We start from the raw sequence: 23043 nt of genomic DNA, 5'->3' as shown, positions 1-23043 counted from the left end.
GGAGGCGGACCGCTGGCGCACCACCCTGGACGGCCCGGTCAGCCGGCTCGGCGGACGGCCGCTCGACCCGGCCCGCGACACCGCGGGGAGCCTGCGGCAGGTCACCGTCACGGTCGACGCCGCCATCACCGCGCCGTTGCTGACCACGGTTCCCGAGACGTTCCGGGCCGGCGTGCAGGACGTGCTGCTGGCCGGACTGGCCCTCGCCCTCTCGCGGCGCACCGGCACGGGCGCCGAGCCGCTGATCGGCCTGGAGGGTCACGGCCGCGAGGAGCAGATCGTCCCCGGCGCCGACCTGGTCCGCACGGTCGGCTGGTTCACCAGCGAATATCCGGTACGTCTCCCGGCCGCGGCCGGCGGTCCGGCCGCCGTGGTGCGCGGCGTCAAGGAGCGCCTGCGCGCCGTCGCCGACGGTGGCGTCGGTTACGGCCTTCTCCGCTACCTCGGAGCCTTCGAGCCGGCGAACGAGCCCGAGGTGCTCTTCAACTATCTCGGTCGCTTCGGCGGCGCGGAGACGGCCGACTGGGCGCCCGCCGCCGAGCTTCCGGCCGCGCACGCCGTCGCGGAGCCGGAGATGCCCGTACGGCACCGGATCGCCGTCAACGTGGCGGCCGTGGACACCCCGGACGGGACGGTTCTGCGGGCCTCGTTCGACTATCCCGGCGGGGCCGTCGACGAGCAGGACGTGCGACGGCTGGCCGACGACTGGCTGGCCGCGCTCGTCGCCGTGCGGGCGGCGGCCTACGAGCCCGGCGCCGGCGCGCTGACGCCGGCCGACGTGCTCGTCGCGGGGATCGGCGCCAAGGAGCTGGCCGAGCGCTGGCCCGGTGCGGCCGACGTCCTTCCGCTGTCGCCGTTGCAGGAAGGGCTCCACTACCTCGCCGGGCTCGACGACGACACCGACGTCTACACCGTGCAGCAGGTCTTCACGCTCACCGGGCCGGTCGACGCCGGCCGGCTGCGGGACGCGGCGGCGAGGCTCCTCGACCGCTATCCGAACCTGCGCGGGGCCTTCGACCGCACCGAGGACGGCCGGCCCGTGCAGGTCGTCCCCGGTGCGGTCGAGGTGCCGTTCGATGTGGTCGGCGCCGGAGACCTGGACGCCGGTGACCTGGACGCGCTGCTGCGCCGGGAACGGGCCCGCCGCTTCGACCTGGCCGCGCCGCCGCTGCTGCGGTTCGTGCTGGCCCGGGCCGGCGAGAACGACCACCGGCTGATCCTGACCCAGCACCACTTGCTCATGGACGGCTGGTCGGGGCCGCTCGCCATGCGCGACCTGTTCGCCTTCTACGCCGGAACGCCGGCCGCCGCGCCCCGGCCCTTCCGGGACTATCTGGCCTGGCTGGCCGAGCAGGACCCGGCCGTCACCCGGGCCGCCTGGCAGGACGCCCTGCGGGGCCTCGAGGAGCCGACCCTGGTCGCGCCCGGCGCCCCGGCCGTCGCCGCACTGCCCGAGGTCGCCGAAATCGTCCTGGACGAGAACGAGACCGCGGCGCTGTCCGCGGCGGCCCGCACGCACGGCCTGACGCTCAACACCGTCGTGCAGGGCGCCTGGGCGCTGCTGCTGGCCGAGGTCACCGGGCGGACCGACGTCGTCTTCGGCGCCACCGTCTCCGGCCGGCCGGCCGCGCTTCCCGGCGTCGAGGACATGGTGGGCCTGTTCATCAACACCGTGCCGGTGCGCGTGCGGTTGCGGCCCGAGGAGAGCTGGCCCGAGCTGCTGCGCCGGGTGCAGGCCGAGCAGGCCGCGCTCCTGGACCATCAGCACGCGAGCCTGGCCGACATCCAGCGGCGGGCCGGGATCGGCGACCTGTTCGACACGCTGACCGTCTTCGAGAGCTACCCGACGGGCACGACTGTGCCCGACGCCGGCGACCTCCGGATCGGCGGCGGCATCCCGGTCGACGCCACGCACTACCCGCTGAGCCTGGTCGTGGTGCCGCAGAACCGGCTGCGCCTGCGCCTGGAGCACCGGCCCGACCTCTACGACACGGCCGCCGCCGAGCGCCTCCTGCGCCGGTTCCGGGCGCTGCTCGACGCTTTCACGGCGGCGCCCACGACCACGATGGCGGCGCTGCCGATCAGCGGACGGCGGGCCGAGGCGACCCTCGACATCCCGCCGACCCTGCTGCTGGACGAGTTCGACGCGACGGTCCGGGAGACCCCTGGCGCGATCGCTCTGCGTTTCGGTGCGGCTTCCTTGACGTACGCCGAATTGCAAGCCCGCGTGGAGCGGCTGGCTCGCGTGCTGGTGTCGCGCGGTGCCGGCCCGGAGAAGGTCGTGGCGGTGCTGTTGCCGCGCACCGAGGACGCGGTGGTGGCGTGGCTGGCCGCCCTGAAGTCGGGTGGCGTCTATCTGCCGATCGACGTCGACTATCCGCGGGAGCGCGTCGAATATCTGCTGGAGGACGCGGCTCCGGCGGTGGTGGTGACGCCTTCGCTGCTCGCCGAGACGGCCGAAGCGCCGCTTCCGGTCATCGATCCTCGGTCGGGCGCCTATCTCATCTACACCTCGGGCTCGACCGGGCGGCCCAAGGGGGTCGTGGTCGAGCACGCGAGCCTGGCCAACCTGTTCCACCACCACCGCGTGGCCATCATCGAGCCGACGGCGGACGGCCGCCGCCGCCCGGCCGCGCTGAGCGCCGCTCTGGTCTTCGACACGTCGTGGGAGGGCCTGCTCTGGCTCGTCGCCGGGCACGAGCTGCACCTGCTCGACGACGAGACGCGCCGCGACCCGGAGCTGTTCGCCGATTACGTCGACACCCACGGTATCGACTTCCTCGACGTGACGCCGTCGCTGGCCGGCCCCCTGGTCGCGGCCGGGCTGCTCGCGGCCGGGCGTCATCACCCGGCGATGGTCGCGCTCGGCGGTGAGGCGGCCGACCCGCGCATCTGGGCCGCCCTGCGTGAGGCGCCGGACACTAACGGCATCAACCTGTACGGCCCGACCGAGTGCACTGTGGACACCCTGATGGCCACCGTGGCCGAGAGCGGGACGCCGGTGGTGGGCGGCCCGATCGGCAACACCCGGGCCTACGTCCTCGACGACTGGCTGCGGCCGGCCGAGACCGGTGAGCTCTACCTGTCGGGTGCGCAGCTCGGCCGGGGTTACAAGGACCGGGCCGGTCTGACGGCGACCCGTTTCGTGGCCGATCCGTGGGCGCCGGGGGAGCGGATGTACCGCACCGGCGACGTCGTGCGGTGGACGGCCGACGGTCGCCTGGAGTATGTCGGCCGGGCCGACGACCAGGTGAAGATCCGGGGTTTCCGGGTCGAGCCGGGTGAGGTGGCCGCGCTGCTGAGCGAGCATCCCGCGGTGTCTCAGGCGGTCGTGCTCGCGGTCGAGGGGCGCTTGGTGGCGTACGTCGTGGGAGGAACCGGCGGTCTGCGGGAGTGGGCCGCCGAGCGGATGCCCGACCACCTGGTCCCCGCGGTCGTCGTCGAGCTGGACGCCCTGCCGGTCACCGTGGCCGGCAAGGTGGACAGGCGGGCCCTGCCGGTGCCCGACTTCGGCGCGCTGGCCGGCGACGACACCCCGCGCACCCCGGCCGAGGAGATTCTCTGCGGCCTGTTCGCCGAGGTGCTCGGCCTCGCGAGCGTCGGCACGAACGACGACTTCTTCGCGCTCGGCGGGCATTCGCTGACCGTGACCGCCCTCGCGGCCCGGGTCCGCGCCGCGTTCGGCGTCCCGCTGGCCGTGCGGACCGTCTTCGACGCGCCGACCGTGACCGCGCTCGCCGCGCACCTGGAGCGCACCGGCCCGCAGGCCGGGCTGCCCGAGCTCGTCGTGGCCGAGCGGCCCGGCCCGCTGCCGGTCTCGCCGGCCCAGCACCGCCTCTGGCTGCACCACCAGCTCAACGGCCCCGGCCCGACCTACAACGTGGCGTTCGCGGTGCGGCTGGACGGCCGGCTCGACGCGCCCGCCCTGCGCGCCGCCCTGGACGACGTTCTGACCCGCCACGAGAGCCTGCGCACGGTCTTCCCGGCCGTCGGCGGGCGGCCCGTCCAGCGGATCCTCCCCGAGGCCCGGCCGTCGTGGCGGCAGGCCGGGGTGGAGCGCGAGGACGAGCTGCCGGAGCTGCTCGCGGACGCCGCCCGCCACGGCTTCGACCTCGCGGCCGAGCTGCTCGTGCGCCCGCACCTGTTCGTCCTCGGCCCGGACCGGCACGTGCTGCTGCTCCTGCTGCACCACATCGTGACCGACGAGTGGTCCGAGGGCCGGCTGATGGCCGACCTCGGGATCGCCTACGCGGCCCGGGCCCGCGGCGCCGCCCCGGACTGGGCGCCGCTGCCCGTGCAGTACGCCGACTACGCGCTCTGGCAGCACGAACTGCTCGGCCACGTGCGGGAGCGGCAGCTCGGCTTCTGGCGGGACGCCCTGGCCGGCGTGCCGGCCGAGCTGGAGCTGCCCACCGACCGGCCCCGCCCGGCGGTGGCCTCGCACGGCGGCGGCATCGTCCCGTTCGAGGTCGCGGCCGACGGTCATCGCCGCCTCCGGGAGCTGGCCCGCCGTACCGGGACGACGCCTTTCATGGTCGTCCAGGCCGGATTGGCGGCCCTGCTCAGCCGGATGGGCGCGGGCGCCGACATCCCGCTCGGCAGCCCGGTCGCCGGGCGGGCCGACCAGCGGCTCGACCAGCTCGCCGGCTTCTTCGTGAACACGCTGGTGCTGCGGGCCGACGTGAGCGGCGACCCCACCTTCGGCGAGCTGCTGCACCGGGTGCGCGCGGCCGACCTGGCCGCGTTCGGCCACGCCGACGTGCCGTTCGAGCAGGTCGTCGAGGCGGTCAACCCGGAGCGGTCGCTGGGCCGCAACCCGCTGTTCCAGGTGATGGTCGCCTTCCAGCACGTGCCGTCCGAGGTGCCCGGCCTGCCGGGCCTGACCACCTCGCCGCTGCCGATCGACACCGGGGTGGCCCAGTTCGACCTCGGCGTGGTCGTCACCGAGCAGGACGGCGTGGACGGCCTCCAGGGCATCATCGAGTACAGCACCGACCTGTTCGACCGGGAGACCGCGGCCACCCTGGCCGAGCGGCTGGCCCGGCTGCTGGCCGGCGCCGTCGCCGGACCGGACCGTCGGGTGTCCGAACTGGACATCTTCTCGGCCGCCGAGCACGAGGCGCTCGCGACCGGATGGCAGGGCGTCCGAGCGCCCACGCCATCGTTGACGCTGCCCGAACTGTTCACGGCTCAGGTGCGGCGGACCCCGGGCGCGACCGCCATCGAGGATGGCGAACGCGCGTTGACGTATGCGGAGCTCGACGCGGTCACCAACCGGCTCGCGCGACGGCTCACGGAGCGCGGGGTGGGGCCGGACCGGATCGTCATGGTGCTGCTGCCGCGCTCAGCCGACCTCTTCGTGGCCGAACTGGCGGTCGCCAAGGCGGGCGGCGCCTATCTGCCGGTCGACCCGTCGTATCCGGCCGAGCGGGTCGCGGCGCTCGCCGAGGACGCCACGCCCGTGCTCGTCATCGCCGGCCGGGACGCCACGACCGTGCCCCCGGGCGTGCCCGTCGTGCATCCGGACGACCTCGACGAGGACGGCACCGCGGTGGCCCGCCCCGATCTGCGGCCGGACCACGCGGCGTACGTCATCTACACCTCCGGCTCGACCGGAAAGCCCAAGGGCGTGGTCGTGCCGCACGCCGGCCTGGCCGACCTGGCCGAGACGTTCGCCGCCCTGTGGCGGGTGGGCGAGGGCAGCCGCGTGGCCCAGTTCGCCTCGCCGAGCTTCGACGTCACCGTGGCCGAGCTGGCGGTGTCGCTGCTGCGCGGCGCCACCCTTGTCATCACCCCGGAGGCCGACCGGCTGGGCGCGCCGTTCGCCGCCTTCGTCCGGGAGCGGCGGATCACCAACTTCGCGCTGCCGCCGGCCGCGCTGGGCGCGCTGCCCGAGGGCTCGCTGCCGTCCGGAGTGACCGTGGTGACCGGCGCCGACCGCTGCCCGCCCGAGCTGGTCCGCCGCTGGGCGGCCACCCACCGCATGCTCAACGCCTACGGCCCGACGGAAGCCACCGTCAACTCGACCTATTGGGAATGCGCGCCGGACGGGCCGGTGCTGATCGGGCGCCCGGACCGCAACAAGAGCGCGTACGTGCTCGACGCCACGCTGAAGCCGGTGGCGCCGGGCGTCGCGGGCGAGCTCTACCTGGCCGGGGCCGGCCTGGCCCGCGGCTATCTCGGCCGCCCGGCGCTGACCGCCGAGCGGTTCGTGGCCGACCCGTTCGGCGCGCCCGGCGCCGCCATGTACCGCACCGGCGACCTGGTCCGGCGCACACGTGACGGGCAGCTCGAGTTCCTCGGCCGCGCCGACGACCAGGTGAAGATCCGCGGCTTCCGGATCGAGCCGGGCGAGGTCGCCTCCGTGCTCGTCGAGCATCCCGGCGTCCGCTACGCCGTCGTGGTCGCCCGCGAGGGCCGCCTCATCGGCTACGTGGAGGGCGACGCGGCCGGCGACGAGCTGCGTACCTGGCTCGCGGCCCGGCTTCCCGACTATCTGGTTCCGGCCGTCGTGGTCGTGCTGGACGCGCTGCCCCGGACGACCGCCGGAAAGATCGACCGGACCCTCCTGCCCGAGCCCGTCCTGGAACGGGCCGTCGAGCGGCCCGTCACCGTGGTGCAGGAACTGCTGGCCACGCTCTTCGCCGACGTGCTCGGCCTGGACGAGGTCGGCGTGGAGGAGGGGTTCTTCGCGCTCGGCGGCGACAGCATCGTGGCCCTGCAACTGGTGGCCCGCGCCCGCGCGGCCGGGCTGGAACTCTCGGCCCGGCAGGTCTTCGAGCACCAGACCGTGGCCGCGCTGGCCGAGGTGAGCGAGGCCTTCGAGGGCGCGCGGGAACCGGCCGCGGTGGCCGTCGGCGAGGTTCCGCTGACCCCGATCATGGCGTGGTTGCGCGAGCAGGACACGCCGATCGGCACCTTCAGCCAGTCGGTGCTGTTGCGGGTGCCGGCCGCGCTGACCCGTGAGGCGCTGACCGGCGCCCTGCAAGCGGTTCTCGACCGGCACGACGTGCTGCGCGCCCGCTGGACCGGCGACGGCCTGATGGTGCCCGCGCCGGGCTCGGTGACCGCCTCGGTGCGCCTCGCCGCGGAAGGCCCGCACGAGGAGCACGCGGCCGCCGTCGGCCGGTTGCGGCCGGCCGAGGGGCACATGGTCGAGGCGGTCTGGTTCCCCGGCGACGCGCGGCTGTTGCTCGTCGCCCACCACCTCGTCGTGGACGGTGTCTCGTGGCGGGTGCTCGTCGAGGACCTGGCGGTCGCGGCCGACGGCAAGACCCTGCCCCGGTCGGGCACGTCGATGCGGGCCTGGGCCAAGGGACTCGCTTCCGCGGCGCGGGAACGGGCGGGTGACCTGCCGTACTGGCTCGACGTGGTCGACGCGCCGGTGACGTCCCTGGGCACGCGGCCGGTCGGCCGGGGCGACACGGTCTCCCGGACGCGGCACCACACCCTGCGCCTCGACGCCTCCCTCACCGGCCCGCTGCTGACCGCCGTGCCCGAAGCCTTCCACGCCGGCGTGCAGGACGTTCTGCTCACGGGTCTGGCCCTGGCGATCCGTGCGTGGCGGCCGGCGACAGCCGAGCACGGCGTCCGGCTGCGCCTCGAAGGCCACGGCCGCGAGGAGCACCTGGTGCCGGGCAGCGACCTGACCCGGACCGTCGGCTGGTTCACCACCGAGTTCCCGGTGCGGCTCGACCCGGGCGGCGACGACCCGGGCGCGGCCCTCAAGCGCGTGAAGGAGCAGCTGCGGGCGGTGCCCGACAGCGGCGCCTCCTACGGGCTGCTGCGCTATCTGCACCCGGGCGCGGCCGAGGCCCTGCGCGGCCGGCCCGCACCGGAGATCCTCTTCAACTATCTGGGCCGCATGGCCGCCGGCGACGGCGACTGGGTCGCGGCCGCCGAGAACGACACCCTCGGCGACGGGCTCGACCCGGCCTTCCCGGCCGGGCAGGCCCTGGAGATCAACGCCGCCACGGCCGACCGGCCGTCCGGTCCCGAGCTGGACATCCGGCTCTCGTACGTGGACGGCGTGCTCACCGAGGCGGACGTCATCGCGCTCGGCGAGCGCTGGCTGGCCGCGTTGGAGAGCCTGCGCGACGCCGCGCGGGCCGGCGGCGGGCACACCCCATCCGACCTCCTGGTCACCCTCAGCCAGGACGAGATCGACGAATTCGAGGACGAGTGGAGGCTTCTGTGACCAGCCCGGGCGGACTGCAGGACATCCTGCCGCTGTCGCCGCTGCAGGAGGGTCTCTACTTCCTGTCCACCTACGCGGCCGGCGGACCGGACGTGTACGTCGTGCAGCAGGTGCTCACCCTGGACGGGGCGCTCGACGCCGGCCGCCTGCGCGCGGCGGCCCAGGCGGTGCAGGACCGGCACGCCAACCTGCGGGCGGCGTTCCGCCCCCGCAAGGCGGGTCAGCCCGTGCAGCTGGTCCCAACCGCGCTGCCGGTCGACTTCACCGAGGCGGCCGAGGGTGCGAGCGTCGGCGACGTGGCCGAGGCCGAGCGGAAGCGGCCGTTCGATCTGGCCCGGCCGCCCCTGCTGCGGTGGACGCTGGTCGGGCTCGGCGGCGAGCGGCACGCGCTGGTGCTGACCGCGCACCACATCCTGCTCGACGGATGGTCGGCGCCGCTGGTCGTGCGCGACCTGCTGACGTTCTACGCGGGCGGGAAGCCGCCGGCGGCCCGGCCCTACAAGGACTATCTGGCCTGGGTGGCCCGGCAGGACCGGGGCGCGGCCGAGCGGGCATGGCGGGACGCCCTGGCCGGGGTCGAGGAGGCGACGCTCGTCGCGCCCGGTGCCGAACGGGCCGCGGTGGAACCGGCGGTGATCGAGCGGAAGGTCGGCGTCGCCCGGGTGGCCGAGGTGGCCCGGGCCCGTGGGCTGACGCTCAACACGGTGGTGCAGGGCGCCTACGCGCTCGTGCTGGCCGAGCTGACCGGGCGGGACGACCTCGTGTTCGGGGCAACCGTGTCGGGGCGGCCGGGAGCGCTGGCCGGTGTCGAGGACATGGTCGGCCTGTTCATCAACACCGTGCCGGTGCGCGTCCGGCCCCGCCCCGCCGACACGTGGGCCGGATATCTGGCCCGGGTGCAGGCGGAACAGGCGGCGCTGCTGGACCACCAGCACGTCGGGCTGGCCACCATCCAGCGGCAGGCCGGCGCCGGGGCGCTCTTCGACACGCTTCTGGTCTTCGAGAGCTACCCGCTGGACGAGGACGGGCTGCGCGCGTTGCAGGACGCGGCCGGGCTGCGGCTGGCCTCGGTGACGGGCGACGACGCGACCCACTACCCGCTGACCCTGACCGTCGTGCCGGGGGCCGAGGAGATCGCGCTGGGCGCCGAATACCGGGCCGACGCCGTCGATCGCGCCACCGCCTCGCACGTCCTGGACCGCCTGGCCGAGTTGCTCGGCGCGTTCGCCGCCGATCCGGACGGACGCCTCGCCGCGATCCGGACGGCCGAGCTCGTGGTCGCCGATACGGCGTTCTCCGCGCCGTCCACCCTGCTGCTGGACGAGTTCGACGCCACGGTCCGGGAGACCCCGGGTGCTGTCGCTCTGCGTTTCGGTTCTGCTTCTTTGACGTACGCCGAATTGCACGCCCGGGTGGAGCGATTGGCCCGCGTGCTGGTGTCGCGCGGCGCCGGCCCGGAGAAGGTCGTCGCGGTGCTGTTGCCGCGCACCGAGGACGCGATCGTGGCGTGGCTGGCCGCGATGAGGTCGGGGGGCGTGTACCTCCCGATCGACGTGGACTATCCGCGGGAGCGCGTCGACTATCTGCTCGACGACGCGGCTCCGGCGGTGGTGGTGACGCCTTCACTGCTCGCCGAGACGGCCGAAGCGCCGCTTCCGGTCATCGATCCTCGGTCGGGCGCCTATCTCATCTACACCTCGGGTTCGACCGGGCGGCCCAAGGGGGTCGTGGTCGAGCACGCGAGCCTGGCCAACCTGTTCCACCACCACCGGCAGCGTCTGTTCACGGGCGAGCGGATCGCGGTGGCGCTGTCGGCGGCGCTGGTCTTCGACACCTCGTGGGAGGGGCTGCTCCGGCTCGTCGCCGGGCACGAGCTGCACCTGCTCGACGACGAGACGCGCCGCGACGCCGACCTGTTCGTCTCCTACGTCCGGCGGCACCGCGTCGACGCGCTCGACGTGGCGCCCTCGCTCGGGCAGGAGCTCGTCCAGGCCGGACTGCTGACCGGCGACCACGCGCCGGCGCAGGTGCTGCTCGGCGGCGAGGCGGCGGGGCCGGTCCTGTGGGACGCCCTGCGGGCGGCGCCCGGCACGGCCGGCGTCAACCTCTACGGGCCGACCGAGTGCACTGTGGACACGCTCATGGCGCGCGTCGCGGACAGTGGGACGCCGCTCGTCGGACGGCCGATCGGCAACACCCGGGCGTACGTCCTGGACAGCTGGCTGCGGCCGGCCCGTACCGGTGAGCTCTACCTGTCGGGTGCGCAGCTCGGCCGGGGTTACAAGGACCGGGCGGGCCTGACGGCGACGCGTTTCGTGGCCGATCCGTGGGCGCCGGGGGAGCGGATGTACCGCACCGGCGACGTGGTCCGGTGGACGGACGGCGACCGCCTCGAATTCGTGGGCCGGGCCGACGACCAGGTGAAGATCCGGGGTTTCCGGGTCGAGCCGGGTGAGGTGGCCGCGCTGCTGAGCGAGCATCCCGCAGTGTCTCAGGCGGTCGTCCTCGCGGTCGAGGGGCGCTTGGTGGCGTACGTCGTGGGAGGAACCGGCGGTCTGCGGGAGTGGGCCGCCGAGCGGATGCCCGACCACCTCGTTCCCGCGGCCTTCGTGGGGTTGGAGCGGCTGCCGGTCACGGTGGCCGGCAAGGTGGACAAGCGGGCGCTCCCGGCGCCCGACTTCGGGGCGCTCAGCGGTGGCGCGGCCCCGCGGACCCCGGCCGAACAGACTCTGTGCGGCCTCTTCGCCGAGGTGCTCGGGCTGCCGGCGGTGGGCGTGGAGGACAGCTTCTTCACGCTCGGCGGCGACAGCATCGTCTCGCTGCAGCTCGTCGCCCGGGCCCGGACGGCCGGGCTGCGCATCACGCCGCGGCAGATCTTCGAGCTGCGGACGGTGGCGGCCCTCGCCGCCGTCGCCGCGCCGGCCACATCGGCCCCGATCGCGGACGCCGGAGCGGCGCTGGGCGACGTTCCGCTGACCCCGATGCTCGCGTGGCTGCGGGACAACGGGCCGGCCACGCGCTACAGCCAGTCCATGGTGCTGCGGGCGCCCGCCGATCTGACCGCGGCCCGGCTCGAGGCCGTCGTGCAGGCGCTGCTCGACCGGCACGACCTGCTCCGCGCCCGCTGGAACCCGGCGGCCGGGCTGTCCGTGCCGCCGCCCGGCTCGCTGTCCGCCGCCACCGTCATCGGCGCCGGCCGGCTCCGGCCCGAGGAGGGCGTGCCGCTGCGCGTGACGTGGACGCCCGGTCAGGTCGAGTTCGTCATCCACCACACCGTCGTCGACGGTGTCTCCTGGCGGATCCTGCTGGCCGACATCGCCGCCGCCTGGGCCGACCTGGTCGCGGGCCGCCCGATCGCGCTGCCGCCCGTCGGCACCTCGTTCCGCGAGTGGGCCCGGTCCCTGCGGCCCGACCCGGCCGAGCTGCCGTACTGGCGGGACGTGGTCGACATCGACGAGCCGCTGCTCGGCGCGCGGCCCGTCCGCGACACGGTCTCCAGCGCGCGGACGGTCACCCTCGAAGCCGACGCCGCCCTCATCCAGGCGAGCCCGGCCGCGTTCCACACCGGCGTCACCGAGGTGCTGCTGGCCGGTCTGGCCGTGGCCCTCGGCGGCCGGGACGTGCTGATCGAGCTGGAAGGCCACGGGCGTGACACCACCGACGCCGACCTGTCCCGCACGGTCGGCTGGTTCACCACCGAATATCCGGTGCGCCTGAGCCCGGGCGGCACCGATCCGGCCGCCGCGCTCAAACGCGTCAAGGAACAGCTGCGGGCCGTGCCCGGCAACGGCGCCGGGTACGGTCTGCTGCGCCACCAGCTGGATGGGCTCGCGGAGCCGCAGATCCTGTTCAACTACCTCGGCCGGTTCGACGGCGGCGGGGAGACGAGCGGGGCCTGGGCGCCGATCGGCGGGCTCGGCGGCGACGCCGACCCGGAGATGCCCCTCGGCCGGGCCCTCGAGATCAACGCCTCCGTGCTGGGTGACCGGCTGACCGTGGCGCTGACCTATCCGGACGGCGTCCTCACCGAGGAAGTGGTGCGGGAGCTGGCCGGTTCCTGGTTCGCGGCGCTGGCCGAGCTGGCGACCGCGAAGGGCGGGCGCACCCCGTCCGATCTGCTGCTGGCCGGCGTCACCCAGGAGGAGATCGACGCCCTGGAGCCGGAGGACGTGTGGCCGCTGTCGCCGCTCCAGGAGGGCCTGGTCTTCCTGGCCGCGCTGGCCGGCACGGTCGATCCGTACGTCGTGCAACAGGTCCTTGACCTGGACGGCCCGGTCGATCCGGACCGGATGCGGTCGGCCGGGCAGGCCCTGCTCGACCGGCACCCGTCCCTGCGGGCCGGCTTCCTGGACGGGCCCGACGGCACCCTGCGGCAGGTGGTCGCCGGCCACGCGGCACTGCCGTGGCAGTTCCTCGACCTGACCGAGGAGGAGTTCGAGCGGTTCGCCGCCGCCGATCGCGCCCGGCCGTTCGACCTCACGGCCGCGCCCCTGCTGCGCCTCACTCTGGTGCGCCTTTCCGGGCAGCGGCACCGGCTCGTGCTCACCAACCACCACGTGCTCCTCGACGGCTGGTCCACGCCGCTGGCGGTCCGGGAGCTCTTCGACCTGTACGCCGGGCGGTCGCTGCCCGCGCCCCGCCCGTACCGGGACTATCTGCGGTGGCTGCTCGGCACCGACCGGGCCGCCGCCGAGGCCGCCTGGCGCGAGTCGCTGGACGGTCTCGACCAGCCCACCCTCGTCGCGCCGGGCGCGGGCGCCGTCCTCGACAGCCGGCCCGGCAAGCTCGAGAGCGAGCTGCCGCGCGAGGTCACCGACCGGCTCACCGCGCTCGCCCGCGACCGGCAGGTCACGCTCAACACCGTCGTCCAGGCGGCCTGGGCGGTCCTGCTGGTCCAGCTGACCGGGCGTACCGACGTCGTCTTCGGCACCACGGTCTCGGGCCGGCCGGCCCAGGTCCCCGGCGTCGACGAGATGATCGGCTTCTTCATCAACACCCTTCCGGTACGGGCAGCGCTCGACCCCGCGGAAAGCTGGGCCGCCCTGCTCGACCGCCTCCAGGCCGGGCAGTCGAAGCTGCTGGACCACCAGCACCTGCCGCTGACCGAGGTGCAGCGGATCGCCGGCCTGGGCGAGCTGTTCGACACGCTCACCATCTTCGAGAGCTACCCGCTCGACACGGAGGCGCTGCACGACTCGACCGGCTCGGCCGGCCTGCGGATGACCGACGTGACCGGCGACGACGCTCCGCACTATCCGCTTACCCTGGCCGTCGCGCCGGGGGAGCGGCTGCGGCTCGGCCTGGCCTACCGCTCGGACGTCTTCACCGCCGCCACCGCCTCGGAGATCCTCGACCGGTACGGGGCCCTGCTGGCCGGCCTGGCCGCCGACCCGCACCGCCCGGTCGGGCGCACCCAGCCCGACCACCAGGCGGTGGACCGGGTCGCCGTGCCCGAAACGACGCTGCCGCGGCTGTTCGCCGCCTCCGCCCAGGCCCACCCCGACGAGATCGCGGTCGTGTACGAGGGCTCGTCCCTCACCTACGCCGCCCTCGACGAGCGGGTCGCCGCCCTGGCCGGCTGGCTGCGGTCGCGCGGCGCCGGCCCGGAGACGATCGTCGCGGTCGCGATCGAGCGCTCGCTCGACCTCATCGTGGCCCTCTACGCGGTCCACCGCGTGGGGGCGGCCTACCTTCCGCTCGACCCGTCGCATCCCCAGGAGCGCAACGACTTCCTGCTCACCGACTCCGGAGCCACGATCGTCCTGACCTCCGCCGACCACGCGGGCGCTCCGGTGGCCGAGGCCCCCGGCCTGCCGGGCGACGCCGCCGCGTACGTCATCTACACCTCCGGCTCGACCGGCAAGCCCAAGGGCGCCACCGTCTCGCACCGGTCGATCGTCAACCGCCTCCTCTGGATGCAGGACCGGTACCGCCTCCAGCCCGGTGAGCGCGTCCTCCAGAAGACCCCGGCCGGCTTCGACGTGTCCGTGTGGGAGTTCTTCTGGCCCCTCATCACCGGGGCCACCCTCGTCGTCGCCCGCCCCGGCGGGCACCGCGACCCTGCCTACCTCGCCGACGTCATCACGCGGAACGAGGTGTCGACGGTCCACTTCGTACCGTCGATGCTGCGGGCCTTCCTGGCCGCCGACCCGGACGTGCCGCCGCTGCGCCGCGTCATCTGCAGCGGCGAGGCGCTGCCCGGCGACCTGGCCCGCCGATTCGGCGAGATCCTGCCCGGCGCCGAGCTGCACAACCTGTACGGCCCCACGGAAGCCGCCGTCGACGTGACCTACCACCCGGTCGACACGTCGGCCGGCGGCCCGGTGCCGATCGGCCGCCCGGTCTGGAACACCGAGGTCCACGTCCTCGACCCGTGGCTGCACCCGGTCCCGGCCGGCGTGACCGGCGAGCTGTACCTCGGCGGCGTCCAGCTGGCCCGCGGCTATCTGGGCCGCCCCGGCCTGACCGCCCAGCGCTTCGTGGCCAGCCCGTTCGGCGGTCCTGGCGCACGGCTCTACCGCACCGGCGACCTGGCCCGCTTCACCGGCTCCGGCGTCCTCGAATACGCCGGCCGCACCGACGACCAGGTGAAGATCCGCGGCCTGCGGGTGGAGCCGGGCGAGATCGAGGCCGCCCTGACCGCGCTGCCCGGCGTCAGCGCCGCCGCCGTGGTCGCCCGCGACGACGGCCCCGCCCGCCGCCTGGTCGCCTACGTCGTGACCGCCGCCGAGCCCGCCGGCCTGGCCGGCGCCCTGGCCGCGACGTTGCCCGAGCATCTCGTCCCGGCCGCGTTCGTGCGCCTCCCCGAGCTTCCGCTCAGCCCGAACGGAAAGCTGGACCGCCGTCGCCTCCCCGCGCCCGACTTCGCCGCCCAGGCCGGTGACGACGAGCCGCGCACCCCGGCCGAGGAGCTTTTCGCCGGCCTGGTCGCGGGCGTGCTCGGCCTCGACCGCGTCGGCGTCCGCGACAGCTTCTTCACCCTCGGCGGCGACAGCATCCTCGCCCTCCAGCTGACCGCCCGGGCCCGCGCGGCCGGCTGGCGCCTCTCGGCCCGGGACGTCTTCGCCCGCCCGACCGTCGAAGGGCTGGCCGCGGCCGCGGTCCCGGTGGAGGCCACGCGCCCGGAGGCGGACTCCTTCGGCGACGTTCCGCCGACGCCGTTCATGCGAGCCCTCGACGACCCGGCCGACCCCCACCTCACCCAGTCGATGGTGATCCGCACGCCGGCCGGCCTGACCCGGGGCGACCTGACCGAACGCCTCCAGAAACTGATCGACCACCACGACATGCTCCGGGCCCGCTGGACCGGGACCGCCCTGCACGTCCCGCCGCCGGGCACGGTGAACGCGGCCGATCTGATCGCGCCCGGGGTGGCTCCGGCGGAGGGCCGCATGCTGAGCGCCGAGCCGCTGGACGGCGACCGTTTGCGCCTGACCATCCACCACCTGGCCGTCGACGCCGTCTCCTGGCCGATCCTGCTGTCCGATCTGGCGGCTGAGGGACCGCTGCCGTCCGCCGGCACGTCGTTCCGTTCGTGGGCGCTGGCCCTGGAGACAGCCGATCGCGAGGCGGAGAACGGTTACTGGGACTCGGTTCTCGCCGGCCCGCCCGCCTTCCTGGCCGAGGTGGAGCTGGACCCGGAGGCCGACACGCTCGGCACGCTGGACCAGGTGACCGCGCGGATCCCGGTCGGTGGCCTGACCACGACGGTCCCGGCCGCGTATCGCGCCAACGCGCAGGACGTGCTGCTGACGGCCCTGGCGGTCGCCGCCGGCCGTGACGTCCTGGTGGAGCTGGAGGGTCACGGCCGCGAGGAGCAGATCCTCCCGGGCGCCGACCTGTCCCGCACGGTCGGCTGGTTCACCACGGCCCATCCGGTACGTCTCGACGCGCCCGCGAACCTCAAGCGCGTGAAGGAACTGCTGCGCGCCGCCCCGGACGGCGGCATCGGCTACGGCCTGCTCGGCCGCACCGACCCACGGCCCCCGATCCTCTTCAACTACCTCGGCCGCGCGGAGGGAGAGGGGCCCGGCCGCGCGGAGGGAGAGGGGTCCGGCCGTGCTGCGGGTGGTGCCGGCGGCGACGGCGGTGCGGGCGGTGCCGGTGTCGGTGGTCGTGGGGCCGCGGAACAGGCCTGGCAGCCGGTTGACGGGATGCGCGGGGATGCCGGTGACGAGGTGCCGGCGCGGCATGTTCTCAGTGTTGAAGCGACCGTGGTCGGGGACGAGATCGTGTTGTCCGTTGCCTATCCGCGGCGGGCGGTGGCGGCAGCGACCGTGCGCGGGCTGCTCGACGGCTGGACCGCGGCCCTGGCCGAGCTGGACGCGGCGCCCGGTGAAGGTGGGCTCACACCCTCCGACGTGCTGGCCCCGGTTGGGCAGGCGGCGCTCGACGAGCTGGGGGAGCGCTACCCGGATCTGGTCGACGTTCTGCCTCTGACGCCTTTGCAGGAAGGGCTTTTCTACCTGCACGCCCTCGACGGGGCGGGCGATGTCTACCTCGTGCAGCAGCAGCTCGACCTCGACGGGGCCCTCGACGCCGGCCGTCTGCGGAGGGCCGCCGCTACGCTGCTCGACCGGCATCCCAACCTGCGGGCCGCCTTCACGGCCACGGTGGACGGTGTGCCCGTTCAGGTCGTCCCGGCGCGGGCCGAACTGGCCTGGCGGGAGGCCACCGCGGCCACCCGGGGCGAGGCCGACCTTCTCGCCGACGCCGAGCGGAGCCGGGCCTTCGTGCTGGCCGAAGCGCCGCTCATCCGGTTCCTGCTGGTCCGGCTTGGCGCCGACCGGCACCGGCTCGTCATGACCCAGCACCACGTGATCGTGGACGGCTGGTCGGGGCCTCTGATGGCCCGGGAGCTGCTTTCGGCGTACGCCGGGAAAGCCCCTGGAAATGCTCGCCCCTATCGGGATTTCCTCGCCTGGCTGACCGCGGCCGACGGTGAGACGGCGCGCCGGGCCTGGAGTGACGCGCTGGCCGGCGTGACCGAGCCGACCCTGGTCGCGCCGGGCGGCGTCGGGCGGCAGGCTCAGCTTCCGGGTGAGGTGACCGCGCAGCTGCCGCCGCGCCTCGTCGACTTCGCGCGGGGGCTCGGGGTCACGCCGAACACGTTTGTGCAGGCGCTGTGGGCGGTTCTTCTGGGGCGGCTCACCGGCCGCGACGACGTCGTGTTCGGCGCGACCGTCTCCGGGCGGCCGCCGGAGCTGAGCGGGGCCGACGAGACCATCGGGCTGTTCATCAACACCGTGCCGGTGCGGGCCAAGCTGCCCACCGGTGAGAGCTGGGACGCGTTCCTGCAACGGTTGCAGCAGGAGCAGGCGGGCCTTCTGGCGCACCAGCATCTCGGGCTGGCGCCGATCCAGCAGCTCGCCGGGGTGGGGGAGCTGTTCGACACGCTGCTGGTGTTCGAGAGCTACCCGGTGGACGAGGACCGCCTCGACGAGAGCCAGCGCGACGCCGGTCTCAAGCTGGCCGGTGTCACCGGGCGGGACGCCACGCACTATCCGCTGACGCTCGTCGCGGCCGAGGACGACGGCCTGCATCTGGCCCTGGAATACCGGCCCGACGTGTTCGGGGAGGACTTCGCGCGGCTCTTGCTCGACCGGTTCGTGGCGCTCGCGGACGAGGTGGCGGCGAATCCGCTGACCCCGGTCGACCGGGCCGACACCCTCACCGCCGGGGAACGCCACCGCGTGCTCGGCGAGTGGAGCGGCGACACCCTCGCGGTGACGCCGGAGACGCTGCCTGATCTGGTCCGGCGCTGGAGCGGGCCGGCCCTCGTGGTCGGGGAGCGGCGGTGGAGCTACGCCGAGCTGGTGGCCGAGATGGACGCCCTGGCCTCGGTTCTGGCCGGCCGCGGCGCCGGGCCCGGCCGGATCGTGGCGCTGCTGCTGCCGCGCGGCGAGCACATCGTCCCGGCCATCTTCGGGGCGATGGCCTCGGGCGCGGCCTATCTGCCCATCGACCCCGACTATCCGCCGGCCCGGATCGCCGCGATGCTCGACGACGCGCGGCCGGTCATCACGCTCGCCGTCCGCTCCACGGCCGGGCTCCTTCCGCCGGGCACGGCCACGCTGGTGCTCGACGAGCCGTACGAGAAGGGGACCGGAACGCCGGAGCCGATCGGCCCGGACCATCCGGCGTACGTCATCTACACCTCCGGGTCGACCGGGCGGCCCAAGGGCGTCCTGGTGCCGCACCGCACCGTGGCGACTCTGCTGGCCAGCCACACCGAGCGGATCCTCGGCCCGGCCGCCGGGAAGCTGGGCCGGCCGCTGCGGGTGGCGCACAACTGGTCGTTCGCGTTCGACGCCTCGTGGCAGCCGCTGCTGGCGCTGCTCGGCGGCAACGAGCTGCACCTGGTCACCGAGGGACCGCGCCGCGACCCCGAACTGCTCGCGAAGCTGTTGCGGGACAACGGGATCGACATGATCGAGGTCGCGCCGTCGCACCTCGACCAGCTCCTCGCGGCGGGCTTCGACGCGGCCGGGCTGGCCGTGCTCGGCGTGGGCGGCGAGGCGGTGCCCGATCCGCTGTGGGCCGGGATGGCGGCGCTGCCCGACACCGAGTCGTACAACTTCTACGGGCCCACCGAATGCACGGTCGACACGATCGTCCAGCGGGTCAAGGAGGTGCCGCGGGCTCTGATCGGGCGGCCGGTCGCCAACACCACGCTCTACGTGCTCGACGGCCGGTTGCGGCCGGTGCCGCCGGGCGTCGCGGGGGAGCTCTACATCGGCGGGGCGCAGCTCGCCCTCGGCTACCTCCATCAGCCGGGCCTCACGGCCACCCGGTTCGTGCCGGATCCGTTCGGCGCGGCGCCGGGCCGGCGTCTCTACCGGACCGGCGACGTCGTCCGGTGGACCACGGACGGCCGCATCGACTATCTGGGGCGCTCCGACGACCAGGTGAAGATCCGGGGCTACCGGATCGAACTGGGTGAGGTCGCCACGGTGCTGTCGCAGCATCCGTCGGTGGCGCAGGCGGTCGTGGTCGCGGATGGGGGGCGCCTGGTGGCGTACGTCGTCGGGAATGCCCTTGATCTGAGGTCCTGGGCCGCCGAAAGGCTGCCGGACCATCTCGTCCCGGCGGCCGTCGTCGAGCTGGACGCCCTTCCACTGACCGTCAACGGGAAGCTCGACCGTGCCGCCCTGCCGGCCGTCGCGTACGTCTCCGCCACCCGCGCGCCGCGCGGAGAGAATGAGGAGAAATTGGCCGCGTTGTTCACCGAGGTGCTCGGGGTTCCCGTCGGCGCCGAGGACAGCTTCTTCGACGCCGGCGGCGACAGCATCGCGGCCATGCGGCTGACCAGCCTGGCCCGCGCGCGGGGCGCCGAGATCCGCCTGGCCGATCTGGTCGCGCTGAAGACCGTGGCCGCCCTGGCCGAGGTGACCCGATGAGGCCCTCCGTGCTGCTGCGCTGGGCCGTGCGTGACTCGGCCAAGGGCCTCACCGCCTCCTGGATCGGCGGCCTCGGCTATCAGGCCGGGCTGATCCTGCTGCCCTGGTGCCTCGGCCGAGCCCTCGACGAGGGGATCACGCCGGGCGACCGCACCCCGCTGCTCTACTGGGCCGGGGCCACCCTGGCCGTGTCGGTCGCGCTGACCGGCGCCGAGTTCGCCATGCGCTGGTGGGCCACCCTGGCCGGCGTCCGCACCGGGAACCGGCTGCTGCTGCGCCTCAGCGAGCGGGTGCTCGGCTGGGATTCGGCCACCGCGCACAAGTTCTCGGCCGGCGACCTGGTCACCCGCGGCACCCGCGACGTCGAGCAGATCACTATCTGGCTGTCCACAGTGCCCTCGCTCGCCAGCGGCGTGCTGGGCTTCCTCACGGTGCTGGTCGTCGTGGCCACGCTCGATCCGATGCTGGCCGTCGTCGGGCTCAGCACGGTGCCGCTGCTGATCGCGGTCAACCTCTGGTATCCGCGCCGGTACGAGGGTGCGAACGCCGCGCTCTCGGCGGCGCACGGAGCCCGGGCGGACGCGGTGGAGGACCTTCTCTCGGCCAGTACGGCTGTACGGGGCCTCGGCGGTGAACAAGTGCTCATCGAGCGGCACCACGAGGTCAGCGCCACGGTCCGCGACCGCACCCTGGCCCTGGCCCGGATCGCCGCCGGGTGGGCCGCGAACGCGCCGTTCGTGCCGTGGCTGGCGACCGCGATCGGCCTGGCCTTCGGTGGCCTGGCCGTGCTGGACGGGAGCTTCTCGGTCGGTGGCCTGGTGTCGTTCGCGAGCTGGATGACGCTGCTGGGCCGTCAGGTCATGATGCTGACGTTCCGCTTCGGTCAGCTCGGCGACGCGTGGACGGCGGCCGGCCGGATCGAGACCGTTCTTTCGGCTCAATCGGAAATGTCCGAGACAGGCGATGGGGTTCGGCTGGGTGTGGGGGCGCTGACCACGGCCGGCGTCACGGTGGAGCTGGAGGGCCGGGCACCGCTGGCGCTGCCCGACATTTCCGTCGGTGAACGCGAGTTCGTCGCGGTCGTCGGGCCGGTCGGTACGGGCAAGTCGACGCTGCTGCGACTGCTGGCCCGGCTCGCCGACCCGGCCACGGGGGCGATCCGTTACGGCGGCACCGATCTGCGGGACGCGGTCATCGGCGATGTGCGCGACACCATCACGATCGTCGGCCAGCGCCCGCTGCTGCTGTCCGGGACGATCGCCGAGAACCTGCGCCTGGGCCGGGCCGAGCTCACCGACGAGCAACTGCGCGAGGCCTGCCGGATCGCCGGGATCCTCGAGCACATCGAGTCGCTGCCCGAAGGCTTCGCCACGGTGGTCGGCGAACGCGGCAGCACGGTCTCCGGCGGGCAGCTGCAGCGCCTCGCCCTGGCCCGGGGTTTGCTGCGCGGGGCCCGGGTGCTGCTGCTGGACGACGTCACGTCGGCCGTGGACGCCCGCACCGAACAGCGCATGCTCGACGGCCTGCGCGGCCTCGACGTGACGATCGTGTTCGCCACCTCCCGCACGGCGGTCCGCGACCGCGCCGACCGCGTCGTCGACCTCGGCGTCCACGATGGAGAGCTGGTGTCCCATGGCTGACGTCCGCCTGCTGACCGAGGAGCCCGACCAGCGGCACGTGCTGCGCCGCGTCTGGCCGCATCTGCGGGAGCACCGCCGGGCGATGGCCGCGGCCATCGCGGTCAACCTGCTCTCCACGCTGTCGCTCACGCTGGTGCCGCTGGTGATCGGCCGGGCGGTGGACGAGCTTCTCGACGGCGACCGTACGGGGCTGCTGGTCACCGCCGGTGTCGTGCTCGGGCTGGTGGTGGCCCGGACGGTGCTGCTGCGCTGGTCGGAGCTGCTGCTCACGCGGGTCGGCGAGAAGGTCGTGCACAGCCTGCGCGACCTGGTGGTGGAGCGGCTCGGGAACACGTCGCTGCGCTTCCTCGAGGCGCACCGGGGCGGGGACCTGCTGCAGAGGGCCACGGTCGAGATAGCGGAGCTGGCCACGTTCGTACGGAGTCAGCTCCCGGACCTCATCTCGCTCGGCGGCTATCTGGTGTTCAGCGTGATCGTGCTGCTGTCGTCGTCGTGGCAGCTCTTCGGCCTCCTGGTGCTGGTGTTCGGGCCGCCGATGTGGTTCATCTCGCGGCGCTTCCGGCGGGCGGCGGCGAACGCCTATCCGGCCGAGGCGGCCGCGCAGGCGACGCTGGCGGCGACGTTCTCGGAGAGCCTGCTGGCCCGCGAGCAGCTCCAGATCGACGGCGCCACCGGCACGTGGCTCGGCCGCCTGGGCAAGGATGCTGACGCCTACCTGCGAACGGCACGGGTCGCCCAGCGCGGCGCGACGTGGATCGACGCGACGTGGGTGGTGCAGGGCCTGACGAGCGCGGCTCTGCTGATCGCCGGCGGCGCGCTGGCGAGCGAGGGAATCGTGACGATCGGCGTCGTCGTCACCTTCGTGCTGGCCAGCCGCGACCTGTTCAGCTCCATCGACGACTTCACGCTGGTCGCGGGGGAGATGCTGGAGTCCCGAGTGGGCCTGGCCCGCCTGCTCGACCTGCTCGACGCCACCGCATCACCTTTGTCGCCGGTAAATGCCGAAATATCGGGCGGGGAAGGGTTCGGCGCGGCGGGGGTGCGCGTGGCGGAGGGCGTAGGTGGTGGGCCTGCGGCGGCGGGTAGCGCGACTGAGGAGCGCGGTGCGCAGGTGGGTTCCGGCTCGGCGGTGCGGCTCGCCCACGGTGGGCTGAGCGCTGAGGTCGTCACCTACGGGTATCGGCCCGGGGAACCCGTGCTGCACGGGGTCAGCGTTCGTTTCCGGGCGGGAGAGCACGCCGGGATCGTGGGGGAGACCGGGTCCGGCAAGACCACTCTGGCCAAGCTGCTCTGTGGGCTCTACCTGCCCGATGCCGGAGCGGTCCGGCTCGGGGACGCCGATCTCAGTGGGCTCGGCGCGGGTGAGGTGCGGCGGCGGCTTGTTCTGATTCCGCAGCAGGTTCACATGATTGCCGGGAGCTTCGCCGACAACCTCGCGCTCACTCCTGGGCGGCCCGGGCCGGAGGACTTCGCGCGGGCCGCCGAGCGGCTCGGGCTCGACGGATGGGTGGCCGGGCTGCCCGGCGGGTTCGACGCCGAGCTCGGGCGGCGCGGTGAGCGGTTCTCGGCCGGGGAACGGCAGCTCGTCGGGCTTCTGCGGGCGGCCATGACCGATCCCGAAGTGCTCATTCTCGACGAGGCCACGGCCGACCTCGACCCGGCCACCGCCCACCGCATCGAGGAGGCCCTGGCCCGGCTGCGGCGCAACCGGACCGTGCTGGTCATCGCCCACCGGCCGTCCACCATCGACCGCCTTCCCCGCGTCGTGCGCCTGCACGCCGGGCGGATCACATCCCCGGAGGACTGA

The 23043-nt window shown here is 74.3% G+C and carries 4 protein-coding genes (1 of these 4 running past the window's edge); all 4 read left to right on the top strand.

Going from position 1 to position 23043, the window contains the following annotated elements; genetic code table 11:
* Tightly spaced (each overlapping or abutting the next), the 4 genes in view from ACFY36_RS14145 to ACFY36_RS14130 form a layout consistent with a single transcriptional unit that may run on beyond the window.
* Positions 1-8197 carry the 3' portion of an amino acid adenylation domain-containing protein gene (locus ACFY36_RS14145; protein ID WP_499746356.1) on the top strand. 6437 nt of this gene lie to the left of the window's left edge, so only the last 8197 of its 14634 coding nucleotides appear in the window; its start codon lies off the left edge, out of view; its stop codon occupies positions 8195-8197.
* Positions 8194-19596, top strand: a complete 11403-nt coding sequence (locus tag ACFY36_RS14140; RefSeq protein ID WP_499746355.1) for an amino acid adenylation domain-containing protein — start codon at positions 8194-8196, stop codon at positions 19594-19596. The genes ACFY36_RS14145 and ACFY36_RS14140 overlap by 4 nt, the downstream gene beginning before the upstream one ends.
* Positions 19593-21236 (top strand): ABC transporter ATP-binding protein, encoded by a 1644-nt coding sequence (locus tag ACFY36_RS14135; protein ID WP_499746354.1) that lies wholly within the window; start codon positions 19593-19595, stop codon positions 21234-21236. The genes ACFY36_RS14140 and ACFY36_RS14135 overlap by 4 nt, the downstream gene beginning before the upstream one ends.
* The gene (locus ACFY36_RS14130; protein WP_499746353.1) at positions 21229-23043 is read left to right on the top strand and encodes an ABC transporter ATP-binding protein; all 1815 of its coding nucleotides are present in this window, start codon (positions 21229-21231) and stop codon (positions 23041-23043) included. Before ACFY36_RS14135 ends, ACFY36_RS14130 begins: the two co-directional genes overlap by 8 nt.

The sequence above is a fragment of the Actinoplanes sp. NPDC000266 genome (assembly GCF_042899005.1).
Taxonomy (GTDB): domain Bacteria; phylum Actinomycetota; class Actinomycetes; order Mycobacteriales; family Micromonosporaceae; genus Actinoplanes.
Note: the sequence above shows the minus strand (reverse complement) of the source record. Positions and strands in the feature narration are given on the sequence as shown.